The following is a 25,648-nucleotide window of genomic DNA, read 5'->3' as shown; positions in this document are numbered from 1 at the left end:
CCTCAGAGCGTGATCTTGGTCGGACGACGCCAGCGCACCCACATCGCCACCATGAGGCGCGTGAAGGTGAACGCCGTGAACATCGTCGTCGCGACGCCGATGGCGTGCGTGACGGCGAAGCCGCGGATCGGACCAGAGCCGAGATAGAACAGCACGAGCGCGGCGATCAGGGTGGTCACGTTCGCGTCAAGGATGGTGCCGAGCGCCTTGTGGAAGCCGGCATCGATGGAGGCGATCGCGGATCGTCCGGATCGGAACTCCTCGCGTATGCGCTCGTAGATCAGCACGTTCGCGTCCACGGCCGTGCCGACGGTGATGATCACGCCGGCGATGCCGGGCAGCGACAGCGTCGCGCCGAGCAACGTCATGATCGAGAAGATCAGCACGACGTTGACGATCACCGCGATGTTGGCGATCCAGCCGAGCAGGCCGTAGGTGAGCACCATGAAGGCGCAGACCGCGACGGTGGCGATGATCGAGGCGAGCTTGCCGGCTTCGATCGAGTCGGCGCCGAGGCCCGGGCCGATGTTGCGCTCCTCGACGATGGTCAGCTTCGCCGGCAGCGAGCCGGCGCGCAGCAGGATCGCGAGATCGTTGGCGGACTGGATCGAGAAATTGCCGCTGATCTGGCCGGAACCGCCGAGGATGGGCTCGCGGATGACCGGGGCCGAGATCACCTTGTCGTCGAGGACGATGGCGAACGGCCGGTTGACGTTCTTCTGCGTCACTTCGCCGAAGATGCGCGCGCCGGTGCTGGACAGGCGGAACGACACGACCGGCTCGTTGGTGCGCTGGTCGAAGGTCGCCTGCGCGTCGGTCAGGTCCTCGCCGGTCAGAAGCGGCGCTTCCTCGACGACATAGGGAACCGGCGGCGTATCGGTCGAATCGAGCACGAGCGTGCCGGGTTTACGCGGCGCGGTCGGCGAAACGCCGGTGTCGACGAGGTGGAAGGTCAGCTGCGCGGTCTGGCCGACGAGCGACTTCAGGCGCTCGGGATCCCCAAGGCCGGGCGCTTCCACTAGGATGCGGTCCGAACCCTGACGCTGGATCGACGGCTCGACCGTGCCGAGCTGGTCGATACGGCGGCCGATGACCTCGATCGACTGGTCGACGATCTGGCGCACCCGCTGGTCGAGGCCGGCCTGCGAATAGGTCATCCGCACCACGCCGTCGCTGCCGACGTCGAGATCGAACTCATTGACGCCCGGACCGCCGAGCGCGGAGGTTCCGAGCGGGTTCTGCAGCTTCTCCAGGCGCTTGCGGACTTCCGGCAGCTGCGACAGGTCGCGGACGCGGAACTGCACGCCCTGCCCCTGCACGCCGAGGCCGGAATAGCCGATGCGCGGCTCGTCGAGCAGCGTCTTGCGGATATCGCCGACCAGCGTGCGCAGGCGCTTCTGGACATAGTCCTGCTTGTCGACCTGGTAGAGCAGATAGGCGCCCCCCTGGAGATCGAGGCCGAGAACCAGCTGCCGCTTGGGCACCCAGCTCGGCCAGGATTCGACGGTTTCCTTGGAGAACAGATTGGGAAGAGCGAGAAGGAGCCCGACAATGATCACTGTCAGGATCGAAATCATCTTCCAGCGTGTGAAGTGCAGCATGGAAACCGTTCCAGTCGATCTCGGCCCTTAGACGGGCCGCTTCTTCAGGGGAGCGTGACGCGGCTTACTCGCCGTCCTTGGCCGGCTCGCCCTTGGCGCGCACATCGGCAATCGCCGCGCGGGAAACCCGCACGCGCACGCCTTCCGCGACCTCAAGCAGAACTTCCGATTCATCGACGACCTTGTTGATCTTGCCGATCAGGCCGCCCGACAGGACGATCGTGTCGCCGCGGCGCACGTTCTTGATCATTTCCTGGTGCGCCTTCTGCTTCTGCCGCTGCGGGCGAATCATCAGGAACCACATGATCGCGAAGACGAAGATGAACGGGACGAACTGGATGAGCAGGTCGGCACCACCGGCGGAAGCGCCGGCAGCCTGCGCAAAGGCGGGTGAAATGAACATGAAAAAGGGTGCTCCCTGTGGCATTGGCGGGTCCGCTGGTGGCCCGTCTGGTCTGGACGCGTCGTTTGCGCCGACCATCACATAGGGAAAGACAGCGGTTCGCGAAACGGCGCGGAATATAACGACGCGGCAAGCCTTTGCAAATGGCCGCGCCAGCATGATAGTGGCGATTGTCGTCCGGAGGCTCCGCACGCATGCGGCAAGTTCCCCGTCCGGACGGCGGGATGAGGGCTTTCACCTTCGTCCGGACGCCTTCACCCCCAGCTGCCGGCGCCGCCCGCAGGCCTCCCGACCCGCGTGAGGTAAGGCGCGGACCGAGGAAATACACTGTGACAGAAGATCCCCTGAAGTCCGTCGCCGATCGCCTCGACCGGCTCATCGCCCTGATCGAGCGCGCCGTGCCGCCGGCCCGGCCGAAATTCGACCCCGACGTCGCCGATGCCTATGTCTGGCAGGCCTCCACCGGCACGCTGCAGCCGGTGCCGAAGGTCAACCGCGTCGAGATGGTGTTGCTCAAGGGCGTCGACCGGGTGCGCGACATCCTCGTCGACAACACCGACCGCTTCGCGCGCGGCCTGCCGGCCAACAACGTGCTGCTCTGGGGCGCGCGCGGCATGGGCAAGAGCTCGTTGGTCAAGGCGGCGCATGCGACGATCAACAGCGACCCGTCCAAGCTGCCGGGCGGCCACGCGATGAAGCTGATCGAGATTCATCGCGAGGACATCGACAGCCTGCCGGAGCTGATGACGCTGGTGCGCGGGCTCGACCGCCGCTTCATCCTGTTCTGCGACGACCTTTCCTTCGACAATGACGACACGTCCTACAAGTCGCTCAAGGCAGCGCTGGACGGCGGCGTCGAAGGCCGGCCGGAGAATGTCGTGTTCTATGCGACGTCGAACCGCCGCCACCTGCTGCCGCGCGACATGATGGAGAACGAGCGCTCCACGGCGATCAATCCCGGCGAGGCAGTCGAGGAGAAGGTGTCACTGTCGGACCGTTTCGGTCTGTGGCTCGGCTTCCACAAGTGCAGCCAGGACGACTATCTCGCCATGGTCAACGGCTATGCCGAGCATTACGGGCTGAAGGTCGAGCCCGAGATCCTGCGCGCCGAGGCGCTGGAGTGGTCGACGACGCGCGGCGCGCGGTCGGGACGCGTGGCCTGGCAGTATGTCCAGGATCTGGCGGGGCGACTTGGGGTCGCTCTGAAGGGCTGAAGCCGCCCCACCAGCTTTGTGACCGGCCGACCCTCACGAGACGAAGTCGGCAGGCCTAGGATTGGGTCGGTCAGCCCTGGAGATAATCCAGCGGGTTGACCGGCTTCGAGCCGCGGCGGAGCTCGAAGTGCAGCTGCGGCGCGTTGACCGAGCCCGACGAGCCTGCCTGCGAGATGATCTGGCCGCGCCGGACGGTGTCGCCGCGCTTGACCAGAATCTTGCTGTTGTGGGCGTAGGCCGAGACCCAGCCGTCGGCATGGCGCACCAGCACGAGGTTGCCGTAGCCTTCCAGCTCGTTGCCGGCATAGATCACGGTGCCGGCCTCGGCGGCCTTGATCGAGGTGCCTTCGGGAACGGCGAGGTTGATGCCGTCGTTCTTCTCGCCGGTCGCCGACGCGCCGAAGCCGGTGATGATGCGGCCACGCACCGGCCAGCGGAACGTCGTGCCGTTGGCGGAACCCGGATCCAGGCTCGCATTGGTGGCGGTCGCCTTGTCCTCGGACGGCGGCTCGTAGGCCACCGGCTGGTTCGGCTTGGTGACGGCGGTAGCCTCGGCGAGACCCGGCGACGGAGCGCCCGGCTTGCCGATCGCGGCGGTCGTGGTCGGATCAGCCTGCGTGCCCTTCTGCGGCGCGTTGGCAGCCAGCGGCTTGCTGTTCGGATCCTCGCCGCGCGCCTTCTCCTCGCGACGCGACGGATCATTGCGCAGCGCCACGGCCTGCGGGTTCTGATCGTTGCCGGGAATGCGGAGCTTCTGGCCGGACTTCAGCTGGTTGTTCGACGTCAGATTGTTGGCAGCAGCGATCTGCGCGGCGCTGACGCCATAGAGGCGGCCGATCGAGGAAAGCGTCTGCCCCGGCGAAACGGTGTGAAGGCCGTTGAGCGGCGCGCCCTCGCCGGAGGCGACCGGCTTGCGCTCGGCGGCCGGAACCGGCCCGGCGACCAGGCGCGTCGAATCGCCAGCCTGCGACGCGTTCTGCGGGATGGCCGAGGCGACGGCCTCGCCGCCACCCATGCCATAGGTCGGGATCGTCAGGCGGGTGCCCGTGCCGACGGCGGACGGATTGGCGATGTTGTTGACCCGCGCCAGTTCCTTGATCGGAACGCCATAGCGCCGCGACACGGAAGAGAGCGTCTCGCCCGGGCCGAGCGTGACGACAGTGCCACCCTCGGTCGTCCAGGCGCCGCCGCGACGCGGCGGCTGGGCTGCCGAGGCGACCTGCATGGGAGCGGCGGCCTGCTGGGCAGAGGCGGAAGCGGACGGCGGGGTGTAGCCGCGCGGCGCGTCATAGCTAGGTGCGTTGTAGGAGGGTGCCGCGGCGACCTGCTGCGAGCCCTGCTGGACGCCGGGCAGCATCGGCAGATCCGAACGGCTGACGGAGCGCGCCGGCGGCGGCGTCGTCACCACGTCGTTGCTGTAATCGACCGGAGCCGGCATCGGCTGGCTCCCGCCGCCGATGATCTGCTTCTGATTGGCCGTGCTACCGGTGAAGATCGAGCCGTAGCGCGAACCGTCGGAGCTGCACGCCGCAGTCAGTCCTGCGAGAAGCGCCACAAACGCGACCTGGGAGAGAGTCCGAGACCGAAAAGAGGGGACATTTCTGTACATCGAGCCAACCCGCAACGCCACACCACACATGACGCCACTAAACGCCGGTAACGTTTATAAAGGCTTAAGCACGAACCGAAATTTCGCCGGCGTGCCGCCGAACCGCCGCAAAGCCGCGGGAACGCGTGGTTACCCGGTTGTGGAATGCTACAGAGCGCCGACTTGCACGGTTAAGGGATAGCGCTCGGCGGGGCAGCCCTTGGCCGCTTGGATCCCAGCGTCTGGGTGCGCTCCGCCCGAGCCGGCGGCCGGCTACAGCTTGGCCGCCCTGCCCCGGATCAAGGGCACCATCCGGACCGGACAGATCGGCGTCGACACCAGCTGGCGATCGACGCGGACGAAACGGGTCATGGTCTGGATGCCGTCATCGGGACCGATCGGCATGACCAGCATGCCGTTGGTGCTGAGCGATTCGACGAAGGCCAGCGGCACCGCCGGCGCCGAGGCGGAACAGATGATCCGGTCGAACGGGCCCTTCTCCGGCCAGCCGATCAGCCCGTCGCCGAAGACCGAGGTGATGTTGCTGATGCCGAGCGCCTCGAAACGAGCCTGCGCCGCCGCGACGAGCGTGCGGAAGCGATCGATCGTGTAGACGCGACGCGAAAGGCGGGAGAGCACGGCGGCGAGATAGCCGGTGCCGGTGCCGATCTCGAGCACGCGGCAGCGCGTCGTCGGCGCCAGCGCCTCGATCATCCGGGCGGCGAGAATGGGCGGCGTGTTGAGCTGGCCGCAATCGATCGGCTGCGGGCGCTCGGCGAACAGCGGCGCCCTTCGGATGTTGGACGGCATGAACGGCTCGCGCGAGATCGACTCGAACGCATCGACCATGCGCCGATCCATGATGCCGAACTGCCGCATGCGCAGCAGGAACTCTGCGATCGGAATGAGGCCATCGTCGATGGCCTCATAATCCGTCGGGTAAAACTGAACCGCTCCGAGTGCCATACGCTACGCGCCCTCGCCTACAGAACGATAGTCATGCGGCCAAGGTGGTAAACGCCGTCTTAGTGCACGCACCGCGTACGGCAAATTCGTATCAAATGGCGACATCGGGCCGCTCACGCGCATCCCGGCGCGCGAAACGGCCTTCCGTTGGGGACGGAGCCCGATCTCAGTCGAACAGCGCCTTCAGCTCATGCGCCTGATCATAGGCGGTCATGTCGAGCCGGAGCGGCGTGACCGAGATGACGCCGCGCTGGATCGCGTCAACGTCGGTTCCCGCCACGTGCTGCTCGTCGATCCGGCGGTGCTTCAGCCAGAAATACGGGTTGCCGCGGCCGTCATTGCGCTCGTCGACGGTGAGGCCGTGCGTGACGACGCCCTGCGACGTCACCTCGACGCCGGTGACGAGGCCGGGCGCGCGGTTCGGGAAGTTCAGATTGTAGAGCACGCCGCGCGGGCAGCCATGCGCGATCAGCTTCTTCAGGATGCGCGGGGCATGCGCCTCGACGGTCTCCCACGGGATGACCCGGCGGCCGTCGGTGAACTCATAGGCCTGGCTGAGCGCGATCGACGGAATGCCGAGCAAGGTACCCTCGATGGCGCCGGCGACGGTGCCGGAATAGGTGACGTCGTCAGCGGCGTTCTGCCCCGCATTGACGCCGGACAGGACGAGGTCCGGCGCCCGGTCGAGAACCTTGCGGACCGCCATGATGACGCAATCGGTCGGCGTGCCGCGCACGGCAAAGGTCTGCTCCGAAACCTGGCGCAGGCGAAGCGGATCGTTGAGCGTCAGCGAATGGGCGAGACCGGACTGATCGGTCTCCGGCGCGACCACCCAGACGTCGTCGGAAAGCGTCCGCGCGATCCGCTCCAGCACCGCGAGGCCGGGAGCGTGGATGCCGTCGTCATTGGTGATCAGAATGCGCATTGCCAATTCAGCCTTCGCTATGGGTCAGAAGAGATTCTCGCGGTTGGGCGAGCCGGCGCCACCTGGACGCCGGCTCTTTTCCGCACGGCTACGGCTAGGCCGCCCCGACCTTGTCGAGCCCGCCCATATAGGGCTTGAGCGCCGACGGCACGGTGATGGAGCCGTCCTCGTTCTGGTAGTTCTCGATGACGGCGATGAGCGCGCGGCCGACCGCCGTGCCGGAACCGTTCAGGGTGTGCACGAAGCGCGTGCCCTTCTCGGCGCCCGGGCGATAGCGGGCATTCATGCGGCGCGCCTGGAAATCGTCGCAGACCGACACGGACGAGATCTCGCGATAGGTGTTCTGGCCCGGCAGCCAGACCTCGATGTCGTAGGTCTTGCGCGAGCCGAAGCCCATGTCGCCGGTGCAGAGCGTCATGACGCGATAATGCAGGTCGAGGCGCTTCAGCACTTCCTCGGCGCAGCTGAGCATGCGCTCATGCTCGTCGATCGACGTCTCGGGCGTGGTGATCGAGACGAGCTCGACCTTGTTGAACTGGTGCTGGCGCAGCATGCCGCGCGTGTCGCGGCCGGCGGAACCGGCCTCCGAACGGAAGCACGGCGTCAGCGCGGTGAAGCGGAGCGGCAGTTCCTTCTCGTCGAGGATCGACTCGCGGACCAGATTGGTCAGCGGCACCTCGGCGGTCGGGATCAGCCAATGCTGCTCGCCGGCCTTGAACAGATCCTCGGCGAACTTCGGCAGCTGCGCCGTGCCATAGAGCGCGTCGTCCTTGACCAGGAGCGGCGGCTGCACCTCGGTGTAGTCGTGCTCGCCGGTATGCAGGTCGAGCATGAACTGGCCGATGGCGCGCTCCATGCGCGCCAGCTGCCCCTTCAGCACGACGAAGCGGCTGCCCGAGAGCTTGGCGGCGGCTTCGAAATCCATCAGGCCGAGGCCCTCACCGATCTCGAAATGCTCTTTCGAAACAAAGCTGTGCTCGCGTTTCCTGGGACGCGTGGCGTCCGCCTGCGCGGCGGTCTGGTTGCGGCCGAAATACGGGACGTTGTCGGCCTCGTCCTTGCCGAGCGGCACGTCCTCGAACGGCGCGTTCGGGATCACCGCCAGTGCGTCGTCCAGCGCCTTGTTGAGCCGGCGCTCCTCCTCCTCGGCGTGCGCCAGGAATTCCTTCAGCGTCGCGACCTCGGCCATCAGGCGCTGGGCGGTTTCCTCGTCTTTGGCGCCCTTCGCCTTGCCGATCTCCTTGGAGGCGGCGTTGCGGCGCTCCTGGGCGGCCTGGACCTGGACGATGTGGGCGCGGCGCGCCTCGTCCAGCGAGATCAGCTTCGACGAGATCGGCTCGGCCCCACGACTGGAGAGCGCACGGTCGAGCGCTTCGGGGTTTTCGCGGATCCATTTGATGTCGAGCATGATCGAGCCTCGAAGAGAGAGCGGCCGTCATCCCGGCCGCAAAGGAGCGAAGATATCGCCGCATGACCGATAGTGTGAGTGGGCCGGCGGATCAACCCGGGAGCGACCCGGCGGAACGCAAAAGCCCCGCCGTCTCGGCCGAGACGGCGGGGCTTTGAATGAAATCCGGAGGATCGCTTCCGCCTTAAGCGGCTTCGCCCTCTTCGTCGGGCGTCTCCGCCTCGGTACGCTTCCGCTCGACCATCCGGACGGAATAGATCGAGATCTCGTAGAGAAGCATGGCGGGGATCGCGAGCGAGATCTGGCTGACGACGTCGGGCGGCGTCAGCACGGCCGCGATGACGAAGGCGAGGACGATCGCATAGCGCCGCTTGGCCTTGAGCATCTGGCTCGTCACGACGCCGGCGCGGCCGAGCAGCGTCAGCACCACCGGCAGCTGGAACACGATGCCGAAGGCCAGCGTCAGCGTCATGATCAGGCCGAGATACTCGTTGACCTTGAACAGCGCCTCGATCTGCGCCTTGTGCTCGCCGCCGGTCTGCTGGAACGAAAGGAAGAAGTGCAGCGCCATCGGCAGGACGAGGAAATAGACAAGCGCCGCGCCGAGCACGAACAGAACCGGCGTCGCGATCAGGTAGGGCACGAAGGCCTGCCGCTCGTGCTTGTACAGGCCCGGCGCCGCGAATTTGTAGATCTGCATCGCGATGACCGGGAAGGCGATGAACACCGCGCCATAGAGCGCGAGCTTCATCTGCGTCAGGAAATATTCCTGCGGCGCGGTATAGATCAGCTTCACATCCTTCGCCGGCCCCACAGCCCATTCATAGGGGAGGACGAGGATGTTGTAGATGGTGCCGGCGAAATAGAAGCAGACCAGGAAGGCGACGAGCACCGCCACGAGCGTCTTGATCAGCCGCGAGCGCAGCTCGATCAGATGCTCCATCAGCGGCATGCGGCTCGCTTCGATCTCGTCTTCGTCGACCGTCGGTTTGTCGCTCATGTCTTGGGTTCTTCCGTCACGCTGGCGACGACCGGTTCACTGGCGACGGAGGGAGGCGCGGTCACGACCTCGACCGGAGCCGCGACTTCGACCGGAGCCGGAGCGGGCTTCGGCTTGCGAACCCGCTTCACCGGCGCGGCTTCCGCGTCCGTGCCGTTGGCGGCGGGCTTGGCCTTGGCCCGCGACGCACGCGGCTTCGCCGGCGCGACCTCACCGTTCTCCACGGCAGCCGTCTTCCTCGGCCGCTTCGGCTTCACAGCCACAGGCTCAGCCGCGGGCTCCGCCAGGACGGGCCCGGGAGCGGCCGGCTCGATGTCGCTGGCGGTGGCAGGCTGCAGCGGCTGGTCCGCAGGCGGCGGCACAGGCGCCGGAGCCGGCTTGGCGATCGGCCCGGAAAGCGGGTTCAGGCTATTCTTGATGTCGTTCATCGGGTTCAGGCCGCGCAACTCGTCGAACGACTTCTTGACGTCGTCGAGCTCCGCTTCCTTGAGCGCCTCGTTGAACTGACCCTGGAACTCGCCCGCCATCTTCCGCATCTTGGAGACGGTTCGTCCCAGCGCACGCAACATCGGTGGCAGATCCTTGGGACCAACCACGACAATCGCCACCACTGCGATGACGAGCAACTCGCTCCAGCCGATATCCAGCATTCTCTCACACCGATCTGCCTAACCTGTGATCCGCGCCTTCGCGCGGATCCGAGGCAGCTTCGCGGCCCTTTTCTAGGCCTTAGCTGGCGCGGGTCTTCTCGTCGGTGCTCGACGAAACGACGTCGGACGGCTTGTGGTCGATCGTCGGCTTGGCGGCGGGCTCATCGTCGTCGGCGAGACCCTTCTTGAAGCTCTTCACGCCCTTCGCCATGTCGCCCATCACATCCGAAATCTTCCCCTTGCCGAAGAGCAGGAGGACGATCACCAGCACGATCAGCCAGTGCCAGATGCTGAAAGAACCCATCAACTCATCTCCACAAAATTCACGCGCACCGCGTTTGGTGCGAGACTATCGCAGACGCACCCTGCTGCCGCAACGGACTTGTAAAACGCATGTAGGGTTATTCTGCCTGTTTGGCAAACACCAAGACCTCGCGCGGATCGACCTTCAGCCACACCGTGCTGCCGACGACGAAGGGCTCGGCGTTGTCGCGCGTCCGGACCCGAACCGGCCGATCGGCGCCGTCAATGGCCACGCTGAGCAGGTCGACCTCACCCAGGAATTGATGCCCGACGATGCGCCCCGGCACGCCGTCCCCCGCGATCGCGAAGCCGACGCCCTGCGGCCGCACGCCGACGGAAAGCTCCGTGCCGTCAGCATGGCTGTGCGCCGCGAATGTGCCGATCGGCGTCTCGGCGCGGCCGTTCTTCGCGACGGCCTCGAACTCGTTCAGCTCGGAGAAGAAGCGGGCCGCATAGAGATCGACGGGCTTCTCGTAGAGTTGCCGCGCGGTGCCGACCTGGAGCAGTTTGCCGTTTCGCATCAGGGCGATACGGTCGCCCATGCGCATCGCTTCCTCGGGATCGTGGGTAACGATGATGCAGGTCGCCCGCGTCTCGCGGATGATCGCCATCGTCTCCTCGCGGACGTGATCGCGCAGGCGCTTGTCGAGGCCGGAGAACGGCTCGTCCATCAGCAGCATGGAGGGCCGCGGCGCGATGGCGCGGGCAAGCGCCACACGCTGCTGCTCGCCACCGGAAAGCGCATGCGGATGGGAGGCGGCGTAGCCGTCGAGGCCGACGCGGGCGAGCGCCAGCCGCCCCTGCCGCTCCGCCTCGGCACGCGGCAGATCGTCGAGGCCATAAATGACGTTCTTCAGGATCGTCATGTGCGGAAACAGCGCATAGTCCTGGAACATCAGGCCGACGCCGCGCTTCTCCGGCGGTACGAAGACGGACGGGCCGGCGATCTCGCGGCCGTTGACCGTAATGCGGCCCGAGGAAGGCCGCTCGAGGCCCGCCGTGACGCGCAGCAGCGTCGTCTTGCCACAGCCGGAGCGGCCGAGCAGACAGACCACCTCCCCCGGTTCGACATCGAGCTTGATGCCGCGCAGCGACGGCGCGTCGCCATAGTGGTGGGTGACGCCGTCAAAGCCGAGACGGGCGGCGATGGTGACACCGGCGGTGCCGCGACGGCCCCAGGCGGTGCGTTCAATCCATTGGGTGCTTGCGCTCATGCAAGCGGTTTAACGGCTGACGCGGCCGGCGTCGAGTTGATGTCAGGGCGCAGCGCTACTTCAGGACGCCCTTCTCCGCGTAGAAGGCCTCCGCCGCCGGATGGAACGGCACCGCCGTTCGCAAGCCCGCGGTTTCGAGCGAGAGCTTCTTCGCCTCCGGGTGCGAGCTCCGGATCAGCTCGACATTCGCGAAGATACCCTCCAGCACCGTCGTGACGAAGCGCGGCTCCGCCTTGCTCGAGACGATGAGCACATTCGCGACCTCGAGGCTCGGAACGTCCTCGGTCATGCCGGCATAGGTGGTCTTCGGCAGGGAGGCCGGGCGATAGAGCCCGGGATAGGCCTTGTCGATCGCCTCAAGGTTCTCGGTCGGCAGGAAGACGAGCTTGGGCGTTCCGGAAGCGGCGAGGTTCGACACCGCCGCCGTCGGGAGGCCGCCGATCCAGAAGAACGCGTCGATGCGGCCGGATTTCAACGCGTCGGCCGATTCCGCGACGCCGAAATTAAACCGCTCGATCTCGGCGTGCGGATGGAGCCCGGCCGCCTCCATGACGCGGTCGGCGATCGTCTCGGTCGAGGATCCCGTGGATCCGACCGAGACCCGCCTGCCCTTGAGATCGCTGATCCGGGAGATGCCCTTGTCGCCCGCCGCGACGATGTGCAGGTTGGAATCGTAGAGCACCGCCAGGACGCAGAGGTCGAGCTTGCCATCCGCGGCGAAGGCGCCGGTCCCGTGTATCGCGTCATAGGCGGAGTCCAGCGTCGAGAAGCCGATATCCGCCTCGCGTCGATGGATGAAGCGCGCATTGTCGACCGAGCCGCGCGTCATCTGGCCCGACGCCGCGAGCGCCGGCACGGAGGCCGAGAGCAGGCTCGCGAGGATCTGCCCATAGGGATAGAACACACCGCCGACGCCACCCGAGACGATCACCGCGCGCATCGGCTCCTCGGCGAGCGGCCGGCGCGGCGACGCCGCCAAGGCGGCGGCACCGAGACCCGCAGCCAGAAGATGACGACGGTTCAGGACAAATTCGACCACGACGCTTCCCCCTCCCCAGAGGCCTGCGCGGCACGCTCCACCGCGCTGGACGCTCCAGATCATAGAAGCAGCCGGATGCGACGCAAGGGAAGCCAGATAAACAGGGTCAATGAATTCTGTTCGATCGCGCCGCTCTACTTTTGGCGCAGCGCGGAGACCGACCGGCCTTTCACGCTGCACTGCTATCGAGAGCTGCGAGAGACGCGAAACGACTAGTCGTGCTCGCGAAGCCCGGCGGCCAGCAGATCGCCGGGATCGAGCGGATCCTCGTCGTCGGTCAAGGCGTCGCCATCGCGCGGCTCCGGCACCGAGAAGCCCGGCGGAATGCGGCCATCGAGCAGGCCGGCGCCCTTGAGCTCGTCGAGGCCCGGCAGGTCGCCAATGGCCTCAAGCCCGAAATGCACCAGGAATGCCTCCGTGGTGCCATAGGTCACGGGGCGACCGGGCGTACGCCGGCGGCCGCGCATGCGGATCCAGCCCGCCTCCATCAGCACGTCGATCGTGCCCTTGGAGATCGACACGCCGCGGATCTCCTCGATCTCGGCCCGCGTCACCGGCTGGTGGTAGGCGATGATCGCAAGCGTCTCCAGCGCCGCGCGCGACAGCTTCTTCTGGTCGTGTGCCTCGCGCTGCAGCAGGAAGGCGAGATCGCTCGCCGTGCGGAACATGTACTTGCCGGCGACCTTGACGAGATTGACCCCCCGCCCCGAATAGGCGTGCTCGATCTCGCGGATGAGGGCGTCAATATCGCTGCCTTCGGGCAGGCGCGCGGCGAGCTCCGCCTTGCCGAGCGGCGCGTCGCTGGCGAACAGCATGGCTTCCAGCATGCGCAGCGCCATCCGGTGTTCCTCGGGCGCCAGCAGGGTGAGATTTCCGCGATCAACCATTCTCAGCCACTCTCAGCACTCTTGGTCTCCGCGCCATCGCGGTCGCGATCGCGCATGTAGAGCGGGGCGAAGGGCGCCGTCTGGCGCAGCTCCACCCTGCCCTCACGCACCAGCTCCAGGCTGGCGCTGAACGAGCTCGCCAGCACCGTGGCGCGCATCTCCGGCGTCTGGATCCAGGGCGACAGGAAGACGTCGACCGGCGTCCAGTCGGCGATGCTGCCGATCATCCGCGTCAGCACCTCGCGCGCCTCGGCGAGCGACCAGACCTGCCGCCGGCGCACGTGCACGACCGACACCATCTGGCGCTGGCGTTGCGACGCATAGGCGGTCAGGAGATCGTAGAGCGTGGCGCTATAGACGCTGTGATCGACGACCTCGATCGGCTCGGGCATGCCGCGCGCGAAGACTTCGCGGCCAAGCCGGTCCCGGTTGACCAGCTTCGCCGCCGCGTCGCGCATCGCCTCGAGACGGCGCAGCCGGAAGGCGAGCGACGCCGCCATCTCCTCGCCGCTCGGCTCCTCGTCTGGCGCGGGCGCCGGCAGCAGCAGGCGGGACTTCAGATAGGCAAGCCAGGCTGCCATGACGAGGTAGTCGGCCGCGAGTTCAAGCCGCAGCTGGCGCAGTTCCTCGATATAGGCGAGATACTGCTCCGCCAGCGCCAGGATCGAGACCTTGGCGAGATCGACCTTCTGGGTCCTGGCGAGGGCCAGCAACAGGTCGAGCGGGCCTTCGAAGCCATCGACGTCGACGACAAGCGCCGCGTCGCCGACCTTGCGCTCCGCCCGCCCTTCCATCTCCCAGAGGTCGCTCTGGCCGTGTTGGTCGCTGGTCCCGGCCATCCCGTCGATCTCCGCTCAGGCCTGCGCCGGCGGCCAGCCGGCGCGTTCGGCGAGCGTCGCATACTCGGCCTCGGCCGCCTCGCGGTCGAGCGGATGCGGCGGCTTGCGGGCGGCGCGGGCGGCGGCGGCGCGCTCGGCGGCGCGGCCCGACAGTTCGGGAACGACACGGGCGACTTCCCGCATCTCCTCCATCAGCCCGTTGCAATGCAGGACCATGTCGCAGCCGGCGCCGAGCACCGCCGCGGCGCGGCTGGCATAGTCGCCGCCGAGCGCCTGCATCGACAAGTCGTCGCTCATCAGGAGGCCATCGAAGCCGATCGCGCCGCGAATGACCTCCTCGACCACCACCGGCGAGGTCGTCGCCGGCCGATCCTTGTCGATCGCCGTGAAGACGATATGCGCCGTCATCGCCATGGGCAGGTCGTTCAATGCCTTGAACGGCGCGAAATCCGAGGCCTTCAGCGTCGCGAGGCTGGCGTCGACCACCGGCAGGCTCAAATGGCTGTCGACGGTGGCGCGGCCATGGCCGGGCATGTGCTTCATGACCGGCAGCACACCGCCGGCCGCGAGGCCCTCGGTGGTGGCGCGGCCAAGCGCCGAGACGGTCGCGGCTTCCTCGGCATAGGCGCGATTGCCGATCGCCGCATGCGTCTGCGGCGTGCCGACATCGAGCACCGGCAGGCAGTCGACGGTGATGCCGAGGTCGATCAGGTCGGAGGCGATCAGGCGGCCGTGCAGCCAGGCCATGCGCCGTCCGGCGGCCTGGTCCTCGGCATAGAGATCCCCGGCGAAGCGGGCGGCGGGGCGATTGCGCCAATGCGGCGGGGCAATGCGCTGGACGCGGCCGCCCTCCTGGTCGATCAGGACGGGACGATCGGGATCGCCGAGGACATCGCGGAAGGTCGCGACCAGGTCGCAGACCTCTTCCGGCGTGCCGATATTGCGCTTGAAAAGGATCAGTGCCCAAGGCTGCTCATCGCGAAAGAACGCGATTTCGTCGGCCGTGAGGCTGCGGCCCGCGCAGCCCGAAATGAATGCTTTGGCGGTCATTCTTCGGCCTTAGCCGCTTGCCGCGCAGACCGCAAGCGGCGGAGTGACTCCGCCGCCCGGTCTGTCGCGATCAGTTCTTCTGGACGATGCAGTCGCCGCCGGCCGCCCGCAGGCTTTCGCAGAACGAAACGGCCTGGTCGCGGGTCGCCATCGGGCCGACGCGGGCGCGATAGTAGATGCCCTTGGCGCCGAGATCGGCGCGCACGACGTTCGGCTCCTGCGACCCGAACACGCTCGGGAACTTGCGCTGCATCGCCTTGTAGGAGGCGATCGCCGCCTCTTCGGTGCGCTGCGAAGCGACCTGGACGACAAAGCCGCCCGAGGCCGGGGCCGCCGCGCGCGGCGCCGCCGGAGCGGGTTCGGGAGCCGCCGCCGTCTGCTGGGCGCGCGGCCTGGCCGGCGCGGGCGCCGCCGGGGCGGCCGGAGCCGCCAGCTGCGAGGCGTCCTTCTCCGGCGCACCGAGATCGACCGGATCGGCTTCCGCCGTATTCACAGGAGCTGCCGGGGCCGCCGCGGCGGGTGCCGACGCAGCGGGCGCATTGGCGGCAGCGGCGGCGCCGTTGCGCGGCTGCGCCTCGCTCGAGATGATCGTGCCGTCCGGTTTCACGACGACGGTGCGGACCTTGCGCGGACCGGCATCGGCATCCGTCGCCGGAGCCGCCGAAGCGGGGCCGGCGAGATCGTCGATCGACTGCGGATTGGCATTGTCGCCGGGCGCACCCGGCAGGATGATCCGCGAAATGCCACGGCTCGCTTCGGATTCGTTGGAAGCGGGCCGCTCGTCGATCGGACCATCATCCGGCAGGACGAGCTGCTCGTCGCCGGCGAGTTCGGGGCTGGCGCGATCGTAGATCAGCTTGTTCTGGGCGACTTCCGTATCGGTCGGCTGGACCGTCGGCTGCACCTTGGTCGGGCCTTCGTCGGCGGCGATCACGCGCGGCGCGCCTGTGTTCGCGCTGCCGCCGCCGCCCTTGAGCGCCAGAGCGCCAAGGCCACCGGCCAGCACCACGGCGAGCCCGGCGGCGGCAAGGATCAGGCCCTTGCGCGAGCGGCGCGGCTCCTCATAGTCCCGGTCGCGGCCATAGGGCTGCGCGTCGTCATAGCCGTCGTCGTAGCCGGCATTGGGATCGTCGGCATAATCGGTGTCGTAGCCGGTCGAATGATCGTCGGCGCCGTTTTCCTGGCCCGGATGATATCCGGCATAGGCGGGCTGCCCCCGCTCGCGGCCATAGTCGGCGGCGGAATAGGCCGTGCCGGCATAGGGATCTTCCTCGACCGGCGGCTGGGCGTAGGTCTCCTGCTGGTAGCGCGGCTCAGCCTGATAACGCGGCTCGGCCTGACGCGGCGGCTGGACGGCCTGCCACTGCGGCGGCGCAGCCGGAGCACCCGGCCGCAGCGCCAGATGGTCAAAGCCCGGATCGCGCGGGGGCACGGCACGGGGCGGCTGCGGCTCGACCTGGGCCGACCGACCGGAGGCGGAACGAACCGAAGGATCGAACGAGGACTGAAGATCGTTCATCAGCTCGGATTCGAGGTCGAACGACGTATCGCGCACATTCGCCGACTGCGCCGGCCGCACCGTGGGCGCGGCGGCGGGGGAACGGCTGCCGACGATGTCGTCGAAGCTTGATTTTCCGGAAACGATCCGCGCCAGCTCGACCAGCGGATCGTCTTCCACCGGCGACGGCTCATTGCGCCGCCCCGTGTTCCCGTCGCCCGGCTGAGGCCGCCGCGAGAACGAATTATCGTAGCGATCTGCCATCGCGCTCCACTTTCCGTCTTAGCCGGTGTCGTTCGTCTGCCGGACGCAAAGCTCCGACAGAGACATCACCGCATCTCTTCGGGCGCGTTAACCCCTAGCACCAGCAAACCGGATGACAGCACCAGCTTTGTGGCATGAACAAGGGCAAGTCGGGCCGCGGTCAACTGTGGTTGTTCAAGGTTAATAAAACGTAATTGCGGCAGGTCCTTGCCCCGGTTCCACTGTTGATGGAACTCTGCTGCGAGATCGTAGAGGTAGAAGGCGATCCGGTGCGGCTCGTGCGCTTCGGCGGCCGATTCGATGATTCGCGGGAACTCGGCGAGGCGGCGCTGCAGGCCGATTTCGCCCGCATCGTCCAGCAATGACAGGTCGGCGCCTGCCAGAGACGACGCCGAAAGGTCGAGCGCCGGCAGCTCCTGCGCGGCGTTGCGCAGGATCGAAGCGGCGCGGGCATGGCCGTACTGGACGTAGAAGACGGGATTGTCCTTGGACTGCTCCGTCACCTTCTGGAAGTCGAAATCGAGCGGCGCGTCGCTCTTGCGATAGAGCATCATGAAGCGCACCGCGTCGCGGCCGACTTCCTCGACGACGTCGCGCAGCGTGACGAAGTCGCCCGAGCGCTTGGACATGCGGACCGGCTCGCCGGCCCGGAACAGCTTCACCAGCTGGCAGAGCAGCACGTCGACGGAGGCGGTGCCGCCGGAGATGGCGCGGCCGACCGCCTGCAGGCGCTTGACGTAGCCGCCATGGTCGGCGCCGAGCACATAGATCATCTGCCGGAAGCCGCGGTCGAACTTGTCCTTGAAGTAGGCCACGTCGCCGGCGAAGTAGGTGTAGCTGCCGTCCGACTTCATCAGCGGACGGTCGATGTCGTCGCCGACATCGGTGGCGCGGAACAGGAGCTGCTCGCGATCCTCCCAGTCCTCGGGCAGCTGGCCCTTCGGCGGCGGCAGCGTACCGCGATAGACGAAGCCCTTCGTCTCCATGTCGGCGATCGTCTCGGCGATCTTGCCGCCGTTTGAGCCGCTGAGCGTGCGCTCGGAGAAGAAGACGTCGTGATGGACGTTCAGAAGCGCGAGATCGTCGCGGATCATGATCATCATGGCGCTGATCGCCGCGTCGCGGACGATCGGCAGCCATTCCGTATCGGCCATTTCGAGCAGCTTGCGGCCGTGGACGTCGGCCAGCGCCGCGCCGACCGGCTTCAGATAGTCACCCGGATAGAGCCCCTCGGGGATCGAGCCGATATCCTCGCCGAGCGCCTCGCGATAACGCAGGAACGCCGAGCGGGCGAGCACGTCGACCTGACCGCCAGCGTCGTTGATGTAATACTCCTTGGTGACGTCGAAGCCGCCCCAATCGAGCAGATTGGCCAGCGCGTCGCCCACCACGGCGCCACGGCAATGGCCGACATGCATCGGGCCGGTCGGATTGGCGGAAACGTATTCGACATTCACCTTGAGATCGGCGCCGATCCGGCTGCGGCCATAATCCTGGCCGGCCTGGATCAGGCTCTTCAGCGCGTAGGCGCGATAGGGCGCGGCCAGCGTCAAATTGATGAAGCCGGGTCCCGCGACCTCGACGGAAGCAACGTCCTCGTCATCCCGCAGGCGGCCGGCGATCGCCTCGGCGAGATCGCGCGGCTTCAGGCCGAGCGGCTTCGCCAACACCATGGCGGCGTTGGTCGCGAGGTCGCCATGGGCTGCGTCGCGCGGCGGCTCCACGACGATACGGGAGAGATCGACGGGCGCGCTGTCGCGCGCCGCCAGGATGATCTCGACGGCCGAGGTGACGCGTGCGGTGAAGTCGCGGAAAATGTTCATAGCGGGATCGAGCCCTTCGGGCGGATAGGAAATTGTGCTGCGCGCCTAACCCAAATCGGGCGAAGCGTCAAACAGGCGCTGATGCTCGCGCAGTGCATAGCGGTCCGTCATGCCGGCCAGAAAATCGGCGATCCGGCGGGCGCGGCGGTTGGAATCGGTCAAGTCGAGATCCCGGCGCCATTCGTCCGGCAGTGCGGCCGGATCGCTCCAGTAGCGCTCGAACAGGCGCTCGACCACGCCCTCCGCCGCCGTCATCACCTGCATGACGCGCGGATGGCGATAGACGTTGTGCCAGAGATGCGTCTTGATCGCCCGGTCGGCCTTCGACAATTCGTCGGAGAAGGCGAGCATCGGCCGCCCCGCGTGACGGAGCGCATCGGCCGAGGAAGGCTTCGCCTCGCCAAGGCGCGCGAGGGCCTCGGCGATCACGTCCTCGATCATCCGGGTGATGACGCGCCGCACCACCTCGTTGACGAGGCGCGGCTTTTCCAGCCCCGGATGACGGGCGTCGATCTCGTCGATGATGTCGCGCAGGAACTCGACCTCGCGCAGGCCCTCTACCTTCAGCAGCCCCGCCCTCAGGCCGTCATCGATGTCGTGCGCGTCATAGGCGATGTCGTCGGCGATCGCGGCCGCCTGCGCCTCGGCCGAAGCGTAGGTGGCAAGCTGCAAATCCTGCTCCTCCGCATAAGCGAGGATCGCAGCCGGGAGCGTCTTGCCGGCATAGGATCCCACGCCCCTGCCCGCCGCGTCGACCAATGGCCCGTTGTGCTTGACCAGCCCCTCCAGCGCTTCCCACGAGAGGTTCAGCCCGTCGAAATGCGGATAGCGTCGCTCGAGCTTGGTGACGACGCGAAGGCTCTGCGCGTTGTGATCGAAGCCGCCATGGCCCTGCATCAGCCGATCGAGCGCCCGCTCGCCGGCATGGCCGAACGGCGTGTGGCCGAGGTCATGCGACAGCGCGATCGCCTCGGCGAGATCCTCGTCGAGGCGGAGCGCGCGAGCCAGCGCCCGGGCGATCTGCGCCACCTCGATCGTGTGGGTCAGGCGGGTGCGATAATGATCGCCCTCGTCGAACAGGAAGACCTGCGTCTTGTCCTTCAGGCGGCGGAAGGCGGTCGAATGGATGATGCGGTCGCGGTCACGCTGATAGGGCGTGCGAGTCGGGCTCTCGGGCTCGGGATAGAGCCGTCCGCGACTCGCCGCCGGATCGACGGCGAAGGCGGCGTGAGGACCAATGCCGAAGCCGATCTGGCCTTCCATCTGTGCTACTCTCTTCCCGTCCGCTGCATCGCAGCGATTGACACCGCCAAACGCATTCCTAACTATCGGGTGCGGGCACCGGCAAGGTAGCCCTAATTTCGGAAGCTGCCATGACCACTGAAACGCTCGACGTCACCCTGTCCGACCGCGCCGTGAAGCGGATCGCCCGGATCCTATCCAAGGAACCGAGCGGCACGGCTCTGCGCGTCAGCGTATCCGGCGGCGGCTGCTCGGGCTTCCAGTACGGCTTCGATCTCGACACCAACCGCGCCGACGACGACCTCGTCATCGAGCGGGGCGGCGCGCTCGTGCTGATCGACCAGATCTCGCTGCCCTATATGGACGGCTCCGAGATCGACTTCGTCGATGACCTGATCGGCCAGTCCTTCCAGATCAAGAACCCCCACGCCACCGCCTCCTGCGGCTGCGGCACCAGCTTCGCGCTCTAGGTTCCAAGCGATCCGCTTTCCCAGGGGTTGATGAGCTGTAGGCCGGTTCCCCGGAAGTCGGGGGTATTCCGCGTGGCCAATACCATTCCATGCACTAGCGCCGTCGCGGCGATCAGGGCGTCGCGCTCCGCACGCGGATCCGGAACATGCAGTTCGGCACAGCGCAACGCGACAGCGACATCAATGGGCAGGATACGCCCGCTGAAACGAGCCAATACGCGGTCGTCGATCCAGCTGCGAAGCATGGCCCCCTGTCGCGGATCGCGCCGGGCCATGCGCAGTGCGCCAAGCTCAATCTCGAATACGCTGATCGCCGACAGAAAGACCTCCTCGTCGCGAAGAGCCGCTGCCCAGTCCATCACGTTGCGATCGGCGTTTCCGGATTTTCGGAACTCGGAAATGACGTTCGTGTCGAGAAGGATCGTCAATCGAAGTCGACCGGCTTGAAGCCCATGTTCCCGAGCTTCGGCGGATCGAAGTCGAAATCATGAGGCTCCGCTGGGGTCAGCGCCTCCAACAGGCTCCGGCCGGTGCCGGTGATCCGCCGATATTCCTCGATCGAGAGCAGCACATGGGCCGGCCGCCCGCGATCCGTTATGATCACGGGCCCCTCGTTCGCGGCCTTCTTGGCGCGGCTGGTATCCTGGTTGAACTCGCGACTGGTCAGGGTAGTGATGGTCATGGCGACGCCCCCTGTAGCTATGTTTATACAAGCACCAATATAGGCCTCGCCGCGACCAACGCCAACCGTGCTGCCCTCTACTGAAACGCCGTCTCGGTGAAGCTCCTGAGCTTGCGGGAATGCAGGCGCTCAGGCGCCATTTCGCGCAGCATTTCCATGGCGCGGATGCCGATCTCGAGGTGCTGGCCCACCTGGCGACGGTAGAAGTCCGAGGCCATGCCCGGCAGCTTCAGTTCGCCATGCAGCGGCTTGTCGGAGACGCAGAGCAGCGTGCCGTAGGGCACGCGGAAGCGGAAACCGTTGGCGGCGATCGTCGCCGATTCCATGTCGAGCGCGATGGCGCGCGACTGCGAGAAGCGCTGCACCGGCTCGCGGTGGTCGCGCAGCTCCCAGTTGCGATTGTCGATCGTCGCGACGGTGCCGGTCCGCATGATGCGCTTGAGATCGTAGCCTTCCAGCCCGGTGACGGCCTCGACGGCGTCCTCCAGCGCGACCTGCACCTCGGCAAGTGGCGGGATCGGGATCCAGCTCGGCAGATCGGCGTCGAGCACGTGGTCCTCGCGCACATAGCCATGCGCCAGCACATAGTCGCCGAGCGCCTGCGTGTTGCGGAGGCCGGCGCAGTGGCCGAGCATCAGCCAGGCATGCGGGCGGAGCACCGCCACATGGTCGGTGATCGTCTTGGCGTTGGACGGGCCGACGCCGATGTTCACCATCGTCAGCCCGGCATTGCCGGCGAACTTCAGGTGATAGGCGGGCATCTGTGGCAGGCGCGGCGGCGCGGCGCCGGAGACGGGCTGTGTCGCCCCGGCCGGCGTGATGACGTTGCCGGGCTCGACGAAGGCCTCGTAGCCACCGCCACCTTCCGCCATCAGCTTGCGGGCGCGGACGCAGAATTCGTCGATGTAGAACTGGTAGTTCGTGAACAGCACGAAGTTCTGGAAATGCTCGGCGTTCGTCGCCGTGTAGTGCGCGAGCCGGAACAGCGAATAATCGATGCGCGGCGCGGTGAACGGCGCCAGCGGCAGCGGCATGCCCGGCAGCGGCTCGAAGGTGCCGTTGACGATGGCATCGTCGGTCACGGCGAGGTCCGGCACGTCGAACATGTCGCGCAGCGGACGCTCGATCCGCTCGGCCAGCTGGCCCTCGACATGCACGCCATTCGGGAAGGCGAAATGCAGCGGGATCGGCAGGTTCGACGGGCCGACCGTCACCGGCAGGCCGTGATTGCGTACGAGCAGCTTGATCTGCTCCTTCAGATAGTTCCGGAACAGGCTCGGCTGCGTGACGGTGGTGGCGTACGTGCCGGGGCCCGAGACATGGCCATAGGACAGGCGCGAATCGATCTTCGCGTAGCTCGTCGTGGTGAAACGGATCTCGGGATAGGTGGCGCGGACGCGGCCGACGGGCGGATGCCCCTTCAGGAGCGCGTCGAAGCGGTCGCGGAGATGCGCGGTATGGAGATCGTAAATCTCCTCCAGGCGCGCGATCGCCCGATCGGGATCGGTGAACGCCTCGCTGGCGATGGGCTTCGGGACGTCGAATATAACTTCATCGATCGGCATGGCACCCCACTTTCGGGCGCGACTGTCGACCAGCCGGCGCATGGGGTCAAGCCATGCGCCGGCGGAACGGATGCGGCGATCCGCGCCGCGAACCGCGATCAGACGAGCTTCGCGTCGAGCTCGATCGGCACCGCCTTCAGCGCCTTCGAAACCGGGCAGCCTTCCTTGGTCGCGGCGGCGATCTTGTCGAAGGCCTCCTTGTCGATGCCGGGCACCTTGGCCTCGGTGATGAGATCGATCTTGGTAATCTCGAAGCCGCCCGTGACCGGCTCGACCTTCACTTTTGCCGAAGTCGCAATCGACTCGACCGTGAAGCCAGCGCCCGACAGGCCGGCCGACAGCGCCATCGAGAAGCAGGCGGCATGCGCGGCGGCGATCAGTTCCTCCGGGTTCGTGCCCTTGCCCTCCTCGAAGCGCGACGAGAAATTGTACTGCCCTTCCCAGGCGCCGCTGCCGAGGTGAACGGTTCCCTTGCCGCTCTTGAGATCACCCTGCCACTTCGCGTCCGATGTCCTGACCGGCATTCGAGCCTCCTTCTGCGGTTGCAATTCCGGCTCCTGCCGGCGCCCTTAGAGTTAGGCCGTCGCATCGCGGGATCCAAGGGGCCCAAAGTATAGGTGCGCGCCGTCTTGAAGGCGGTGTACGAGATGTGCAAGACGCGCCGGCGTCCCGGCTTGGAGCTGGCAACGTCACGCGGATCGGCTAGTGTGCTCGGCATGAAGATCGCGACCTGGAACATCAACGGCGTCAAAGCCCGCATCGACACCGCCCTTGCCTGGCTCAAGGAAGCCTCGCCCGATATCGCCTGCCTGCAGGAGATCAAATCGGTCGACGAAGGCTTTCCCACATCGGCCTTCGAGGACCTCGGCTACAACGTGGCGACCCATGGCCAGAAGGGCTTCAACGGCGTGGCGCTGCTGTCGAAGCTCCCCTTCGACGAGGTCAATCGCGGTCTGCCCGGCGACGACAACGACGCGCATGCGCGCTTCATCGAGGGCGTCTTCTCGGTCCCGAGCGGCGCGCTCCGGGTTGTGTCGCTCTACCTGCCGAACGGGAATCCGATCGGCACCGAGAAATTCACCTACAAGCTCGCCTGGATGGAGCGGCTGCGCGACTGGGCGACCGAGCGGCTGACCTATGAGGAGCCGCTGGTTCTCGCCGGCGACTACAACGTCATCGCCGAGCCCAAGGACGCCAAGGACCCGTCGCTCTGGGTGAACGACGCCTTGTTCCAGCCGGAAACCCGAAAAGCCTTCCGGGCGATCGAGACCCTCGGCCTCACCGACGCGGTGCGGGCGACGAGCGACGAAGGCGGCCTCTACACGTTCTGGGACTACCAGGCCGGCGCCTTCCAGAAGAACAACGGCATCCGCATCGACCATCTGCTGCTGTCGCCGCAGGCGGCCGATCGGCTCGTCTCGGTCGGCATCGACAAGCATGTCCGGGCCTGGGACAAGCCGTCGGATCACGTGCCGGTTCATGTGGAGCTTTCAATTTGAGCCAGGTTATGAGCGCGGCGCCGATCACGGGCGGATGCCTGTGCGGCCGGATTCACTACACGATCGACCGGCCGCCCCGGATCGTCTGCCATTGCCATTGCCGGCTCTGCCAGCTGGCGAGCGGCGCGCTGTTCCTGACCTGGGCTACCTTCGATGCCAGCGCCTTCAGCCTGACCGCCGGCACGCCGGCGATCCACGAATCCTCGGCGACCGGCCGACGCCATTTCTGCGCCGATTGCGGCACGCCGCTGATGATGACGACCACCGACGATCCCCTGAAGATCGACGTCACCCTCGCCTCGCTCGACGAGCCCGACCGCTTCACCGCCCAGCACAACATCTGGGTCGGCAGCCGCCGCGTCGCCAGCAAGGGTTTCGACACGACGCTGCCGTCGCATCTGGACGAGCCGACCGGCTGAAGGAGCGCGATGGCGAAGCTGACGGGCGATCGGCTGCAGGCATTTGAACGTCAAGCCGCTGCCTGCCGGTCGCTCGGCTCGCCGTTCACGGCGGATGTTTGCGAAATCCTCGCCGAACGCCTGGACGAGACAAGCCGCTTCGGACGGCGCATCCTCGACTGGCCGGGCAACCCAATCGCCGATGCGTTGGCGCTACGGGCGGCGGCGGGTTTCCATGCCCTGAAGCGGGCCGGAAGATCTGACGCGCTCGTCGCCACCTATCCACCCGCATCGACCGATCGCGACGCCTTGGCGAACGCCCTTGCGTCGGCCATCGCCGAGAACGACGACTTCCTGCATTACTGGCTCGACAGCCCGCCGCAGACCAACGAGGTTGCCCGATCCTCGGTACTGCTCGGCGGCGCGCTGATCCTCAGCCAGGAAATCGGCCTGCCGCTCGCCTGGCACGAGATTGGCGCCAGCATGGGGCTCAATCTCGGCTTCGACCGTTATCGCTACGCGCTCGGCGCCCAGGATTGGGGGACGACCGACTCGACCGTCCGGATCCGTTCGGAATGGCGCGGAGCGACACCGGACATAGGCGCGCCGCTGCGCATCGCCGATCGAGCCGGTTGCGACGTCAGCCCGCTCGATCCCGGCTCGAAAGCCGATCGCGAAAGGCTGATGGCCTATATCTGGGCGGACCAGGCGGAGCGGCTCGCCCGTGCCGGCGCCGCGCTGGATGTCGCGGCATCCGCCCCCTGGCGGGTCGAAAAAGCGGATGCCGCCGCATGGGTCGCGCGGCGCTTCTCCCCGCCATCGCCCGCTGGCGTCGCGCGCGTCCTCGTCCATACGATCATGTGGCAGTATCTGCCCGAGGCCACGCAGCGCGCTGTTACCGCCAGCCTGCAGGCCGCCGGACGATCGGCGACAGCGGAGGCCCCGGTGGCCTGGCTGCGCATGGAGGCAGACAGCCAGCCCGGGACGGCAAGCGTGCGCCTGACCATCTGGCCGGATGGCAGCGAGCGCGAGATCGGCCGCGCCGATTTTCATGGCCGGTTCGTCGACTGGCTTGCGCGCTAGTCGGCATTCGTCCCGCAACACGCGATTTCTGTCAGGA

At 66.9% G+C, this 25,648-nt stretch carries 26 protein-coding genes; 5 read left to right on the top strand and 21 right to left on the bottom strand.

Annotated features, from left to right (window positions below; all coding sequences use genetic code 11):
- Positions 1–2: 2 nt before the first annotated feature.
- The gene (gene secD, locus AC6HZP_RS11365) at positions 3–1,601 is read right to left on the bottom strand and encodes a protein translocase subunit SecD (protein WP_201403662.1); all 1,599 of its coding nucleotides are present in this window, start codon (positions 1,599–1,601) and stop codon (positions 3–5) included.
- Between the two features lie 64 nt (positions 1,602–1,665).
- On the bottom strand, positions 1,666–2,004 hold the full coding sequence (yajC, locus tag AC6HZP_RS11360; RefSeq protein WP_497526787.1) for a preprotein translocase subunit YajC: 339 nt from the start codon (positions 2,002–2,004) through the stop codon (positions 1,666–1,668).
- 329 nt (positions 2,005–2,333) lie between these two features.
- Between yajC and AC6HZP_RS11355 the strand changes: the two genes are divergently transcribed.
- Positions 2,334–3,218 (top strand): ATP-binding protein, encoded by an 885-nt coding sequence (locus AC6HZP_RS11355; protein ID WP_497526636.1) that lies wholly within the window; start codon positions 2,334–2,336, stop codon positions 3,216–3,218.
- 70 nt (positions 3,219–3,288) lie between these two features.
- Here the strand turns inward: AC6HZP_RS11355 and AC6HZP_RS11350 are convergent, their stop codons facing one another.
- The 15 genes from AC6HZP_RS11350 to AC6HZP_RS11280 all read right to left on the bottom strand — a co-directional run bounded on the left by AC6HZP_RS11350 (position 3,289) and on the right by AC6HZP_RS11280 (position 19,935).
- Positions 3,289–4,773: a peptidoglycan DD-metalloendopeptidase family protein gene (locus AC6HZP_RS11350; RefSeq protein ID WP_497526635.1), complete on the bottom strand. Its 1,485-nt coding sequence runs from the start codon at positions 4,771–4,773 to the stop codon at positions 3,289–3,291.
- A gap of 306 nt (positions 4,774–5,079) precedes the next feature.
- Entirely contained in the window at positions 5,080–5,772 is a 693-nt protein-coding gene (locus AC6HZP_RS11345) for a protein-L-isoaspartate(D-aspartate) O-methyltransferase (protein WP_497526634.1), read from the bottom strand.
- Positions 5,773–5,938: 166 nt separating this feature from the next.
- Positions 5,939–6,697 (bottom strand): 5'/3'-nucleotidase SurE, encoded by a 759-nt coding sequence (surE, locus tag AC6HZP_RS11340; RefSeq protein ID WP_201403657.1) that lies wholly within the window; start codon positions 6,695–6,697, stop codon positions 5,939–5,941.
- 94 nt (positions 6,698–6,791) lie between these two features.
- Positions 6,792–8,105 carry a serine--tRNA ligase gene (gene serS, locus AC6HZP_RS11335; RefSeq protein WP_497526633.1) on the bottom strand — a complete coding sequence of 438 codons (1,314 nt, stop codon included), beginning with the start codon at positions 8,103–8,105 and terminating at the stop codon, positions 6,792–6,794.
- 184 nt (positions 8,106–8,289) lie between these two features.
- Complete coding sequence (tatC, locus tag AC6HZP_RS11330) at positions 8,290–9,105, bottom strand: twin-arginine translocase subunit TatC (RefSeq protein ID WP_201403655.1); 816 nt, start codon at positions 9,103–9,105, stop codon at positions 8,290–8,292.
- The gene (tatB, locus tag AC6HZP_RS11325; RefSeq protein ID WP_497526632.1) at positions 9,102–9,755 is read right to left on the bottom strand and encodes a Sec-independent protein translocase protein TatB; all 654 of its coding nucleotides are present in this window, start codon (positions 9,753–9,755) and stop codon (positions 9,102–9,104) included. Before tatB ends, tatC begins: the two co-directional genes overlap by 4 nt.
- 79 nt (positions 9,756–9,834) lie before the next feature.
- A complete protein-coding gene (locus tag AC6HZP_RS11320; RefSeq protein ID WP_201403653.1) occupies positions 9,835–10,059 on the bottom strand; it encodes a twin-arginine translocase TatA/TatE family subunit in 225 nt (74 codons plus the stop codon).
- 97 nt (positions 10,060–10,156) lie between these two features.
- The gene (locus tag AC6HZP_RS11315) at positions 10,157–11,272 is read right to left on the bottom strand and encodes an ABC transporter ATP-binding protein (RefSeq protein ID WP_201403652.1); all 1,116 of its coding nucleotides are present in this window, start codon (positions 11,270–11,272) and stop codon (positions 10,157–10,159) included.
- A 55-nt stretch (positions 11,273–11,327) separates the two neighbouring features.
- The gene (locus AC6HZP_RS11310; protein ID WP_497526631.1) at positions 11,328–12,311 is read right to left on the bottom strand and encodes a TAXI family TRAP transporter solute-binding subunit; all 984 of its coding nucleotides are present in this window, start codon (positions 12,309–12,311) and stop codon (positions 11,328–11,330) included.
- A 212-nt stretch (positions 12,312–12,523) separates the two neighbouring features.
- Complete coding sequence (scpB, locus tag AC6HZP_RS11305; protein WP_497526630.1) at positions 12,524–13,198, bottom strand: SMC-Scp complex subunit ScpB; 675 nt, start codon at positions 13,196–13,198, stop codon at positions 12,524–12,526.
- 2 nt (positions 13,199–13,200) lie between these two features.
- Positions 13,201–14,037: a segregation and condensation protein A gene (locus AC6HZP_RS11300; protein WP_497526629.1), complete on the bottom strand. Its 837-nt coding sequence runs from the start codon at positions 14,035–14,037 to the stop codon at positions 13,201–13,203.
- Between the two features lie 15 nt (positions 14,038–14,052).
- Positions 14,053–15,087, bottom strand: coding sequence for a beta-N-acetylhexosaminidase (gene nagZ, locus AC6HZP_RS11295; protein ID WP_497526628.1), 1,035 nt, complete (start codon positions 15,085–15,087; stop codon positions 14,053–14,055).
- 70 nt (positions 15,088–15,157) lie between these two features.
- Entirely contained in the window at positions 15,158–16,849 is a 1,692-nt protein-coding gene (locus AC6HZP_RS11290; protein WP_497526627.1) for an SPOR domain-containing protein, read from the bottom strand.
- Positions 16,850–16,914: 65 nt separating this feature from the next.
- The gene (argS, locus tag AC6HZP_RS11285; protein WP_497526626.1) at positions 16,915–18,672 is read right to left on the bottom strand and encodes an arginine--tRNA ligase; all 1,758 of its coding nucleotides are present in this window, start codon (positions 18,670–18,672) and stop codon (positions 16,915–16,917) included.
- 45 nt (positions 18,673–18,717) lie between these two features.
- Positions 18,718–19,935, bottom strand: coding sequence for a deoxyguanosinetriphosphate triphosphohydrolase (locus tag AC6HZP_RS11280; protein WP_497526625.1), 1,218 nt, complete (start codon positions 19,933–19,935; stop codon positions 18,718–18,720).
- 110 nt (positions 19,936–20,045) lie between these two features.
- On the opposite strand from AC6HZP_RS11280, the gene erpA reads away from it, so the two are divergent.
- On the top strand, positions 20,046–20,384 hold the full coding sequence (gene erpA, locus AC6HZP_RS11275) for an iron-sulfur cluster insertion protein ErpA (protein WP_497526624.1): 339 nt from the start codon (positions 20,046–20,048) through the stop codon (positions 20,382–20,384).
- On the opposite strand, the gene AC6HZP_RS11270 is transcribed toward erpA, so the two are convergent.
- The 4 genes from AC6HZP_RS11270 to AC6HZP_RS11255 form a co-directional block, all read right to left on the bottom strand.
- A complete protein-coding gene (locus AC6HZP_RS11270; RefSeq protein WP_497526623.1) occupies positions 20,381–20,812 on the bottom strand; it encodes a type II toxin-antitoxin system VapC family toxin in 432 nt (143 codons plus the stop codon). The two genes, erpA and AC6HZP_RS11270, sit on opposite strands and share 4 nt — an antisense overlap.
- Positions 20,809–21,066 carry a type II toxin-antitoxin system Phd/YefM family antitoxin gene (locus AC6HZP_RS11265; RefSeq protein WP_497526622.1) on the bottom strand — a complete coding sequence of 86 codons (258 nt, stop codon included), beginning with the start codon at positions 21,064–21,066 and terminating at the stop codon, positions 20,809–20,811. Before AC6HZP_RS11265 ends, AC6HZP_RS11270 begins: the two co-directional genes overlap by 4 nt.
- A gap of 77 nt (positions 21,067–21,143) precedes the next feature.
- On the bottom strand, positions 21,144–22,631 hold the full coding sequence (locus AC6HZP_RS11260) for an AMP nucleosidase (protein ID WP_201403643.1): 1,488 nt from the start codon (positions 22,629–22,631) through the stop codon (positions 21,144–21,146).
- A gap of 98 nt (positions 22,632–22,729) precedes the next feature.
- Complete coding sequence (locus AC6HZP_RS11255) at positions 22,730–23,155, bottom strand: OsmC family protein (protein WP_497526621.1); 426 nt, start codon at positions 23,153–23,155, stop codon at positions 22,730–22,732.
- 192 nt (positions 23,156–23,347) lie between these two features.
- Between AC6HZP_RS11255 and xth the strand changes: the two genes are divergently transcribed.
- Genes xth through AC6HZP_RS11240 form a run of 3 tightly spaced genes read left to right on the top strand, consistent with a single transcriptional unit; the run spans position 23,348 to position 25,611 of the window.
- Complete coding sequence (xth, locus tag AC6HZP_RS11250; RefSeq protein WP_497526620.1) at positions 23,348–24,130, top strand: exodeoxyribonuclease III; 783 nt, start codon at positions 23,348–23,350, stop codon at positions 24,128–24,130.
- A complete protein-coding gene (locus tag AC6HZP_RS11245) occupies positions 24,127–24,549 on the top strand; it encodes a GFA family protein (RefSeq protein ID WP_201403641.1) in 423 nt (140 codons plus the stop codon). Before xth ends, AC6HZP_RS11245 begins: the two co-directional genes overlap by 4 nt.
- A 9-nt stretch (positions 24,550–24,558) precedes the next feature.
- A complete protein-coding gene (locus AC6HZP_RS11240) occupies positions 24,559–25,611 on the top strand; it encodes a DUF2332 domain-containing protein (protein WP_497526619.1) in 1,053 nt (350 codons plus the stop codon).
- Positions 25,612–25,648: the final 37 nt, after the last annotated feature.

Source organism: Kaistia sp. SLG-1 (genome assembly GCF_059699055.1).
The sequence above is the reverse complement of the archived record's forward strand: the minus strand, read 5'-3'. Positions and strand labels throughout refer to the sequence as shown.

Coding starts and splice junctions, on each gene's coding strand:
- AC6HZP_RS11265 (WP_497526622.1), bottom strand. CDS start 21,066: ATGACCATCACTACCCTGACCAGTCGCGAGTTCAACCAGGATACCAGC.
- AC6HZP_RS11315 (WP_201403652.1), bottom strand. CDS start 11,272: ATGAGCGCAAGCACCCAATGGATTGAACGCACCGCCTGGGGCCGTCGC.
- AC6HZP_RS11300 (WP_497526629.1), bottom strand. CDS start 14,037: ATGGCCGGGACCAGCGACCAACACGGCCAGAGCGACCTCTGGGAGATG.
- tatC (WP_201403655.1), bottom strand. CDS start 9,105: ATGAGCGACAAACCGACGGTCGACGAAGACGAGATCGAAGCGAGCCGC.
- AC6HZP_RS11255 (WP_497526621.1), bottom strand. CDS start 23,155: ATGCCGGTCAGGACATCGGACGCGAAGTGGCAGGGTGATCTCAAGAGC.
- AC6HZP_RS11260 (WP_201403643.1), bottom strand. CDS start 22,631: ATGCCGATCGATGAAGTTATATTCGACGTCCCGAAGCCCATCGCCAGC.
- AC6HZP_RS11240 (WP_497526619.1), top strand. CDS start 24,559: ATGGCGAAGCTGACGGGCGATCGGCTGCAGGCATTTGAACGTCAAGCC.
- tatB (WP_497526632.1), bottom strand. CDS start 9,755: ATGCTGGATATCGGCTGGAGCGAGTTGCTCGTCATCGCAGTGGTGGCG.
- surE (WP_201403657.1), bottom strand. CDS start 6,697: ATGCGCATTCTGATCACCAATGACGACGGCATCCACGCTCCCGGCCTC.
- AC6HZP_RS11320 (WP_201403653.1), bottom strand. CDS start 10,059: ATGGGTTCTTTCAGCATCTGGCACTGGCTGATCGTGCTGGTGATCGTC.
- argS (WP_497526626.1), bottom strand. CDS start 18,672: ATGAACATTTTCCGCGACTTCACCGCACGCGTCACCTCGGCCGTCGAG.
- AC6HZP_RS11290 (WP_497526627.1), bottom strand. CDS start 16,849: ATGGCAGATCGCTACGATAATTCGTTCTCGCGGCGGCCTCAGCCGGGC.
- AC6HZP_RS11345 (WP_497526634.1), bottom strand. CDS start 5,772: ATGGCACTCGGAGCGGTTCAGTTTTACCCGACGGATTATGAGGCCATC.
- serS (WP_497526633.1), bottom strand. CDS start 8,105: ATGCTCGACATCAAATGGATCCGCGAAAACCCCGAAGCGCTCGACCGT.
- nagZ (WP_497526628.1), bottom strand. CDS start 15,087: ATGACCGCCAAAGCATTCATTTCGGGCTGCGCGGGCCGCAGCCTCACG.
- erpA (WP_497526624.1), top strand. CDS start 20,046: ATGACCACTGAAACGCTCGACGTCACCCTGTCCGACCGCGCCGTGAAG.
- secD (WP_201403662.1), bottom strand. CDS start 1,601: ATGCTGCACTTCACACGCTGGAAGATGATTTCGATCCTGACAGTGATC.
- scpB (WP_497526630.1), bottom strand. CDS start 13,198: ATGGTTGATCGCGGAAATCTCACCCTGCTGGCGCCCGAGGAACACCGG.
- yajC (WP_497526787.1), bottom strand. CDS start 2,004: ATGTTCATTTCACCCGCCTTTGCGCAGGCTGCCGGCGCTTCCGCCGGT.
- AC6HZP_RS11280 (WP_497526625.1), bottom strand. CDS start 19,935: ATGGAAGGCCAGATCGGCTTCGGCATTGGTCCTCACGCCGCCTTCGCC.
- xth (WP_497526620.1), top strand. CDS start 23,348: ATGAAGATCGCGACCTGGAACATCAACGGCGTCAAAGCCCGCATCGAC.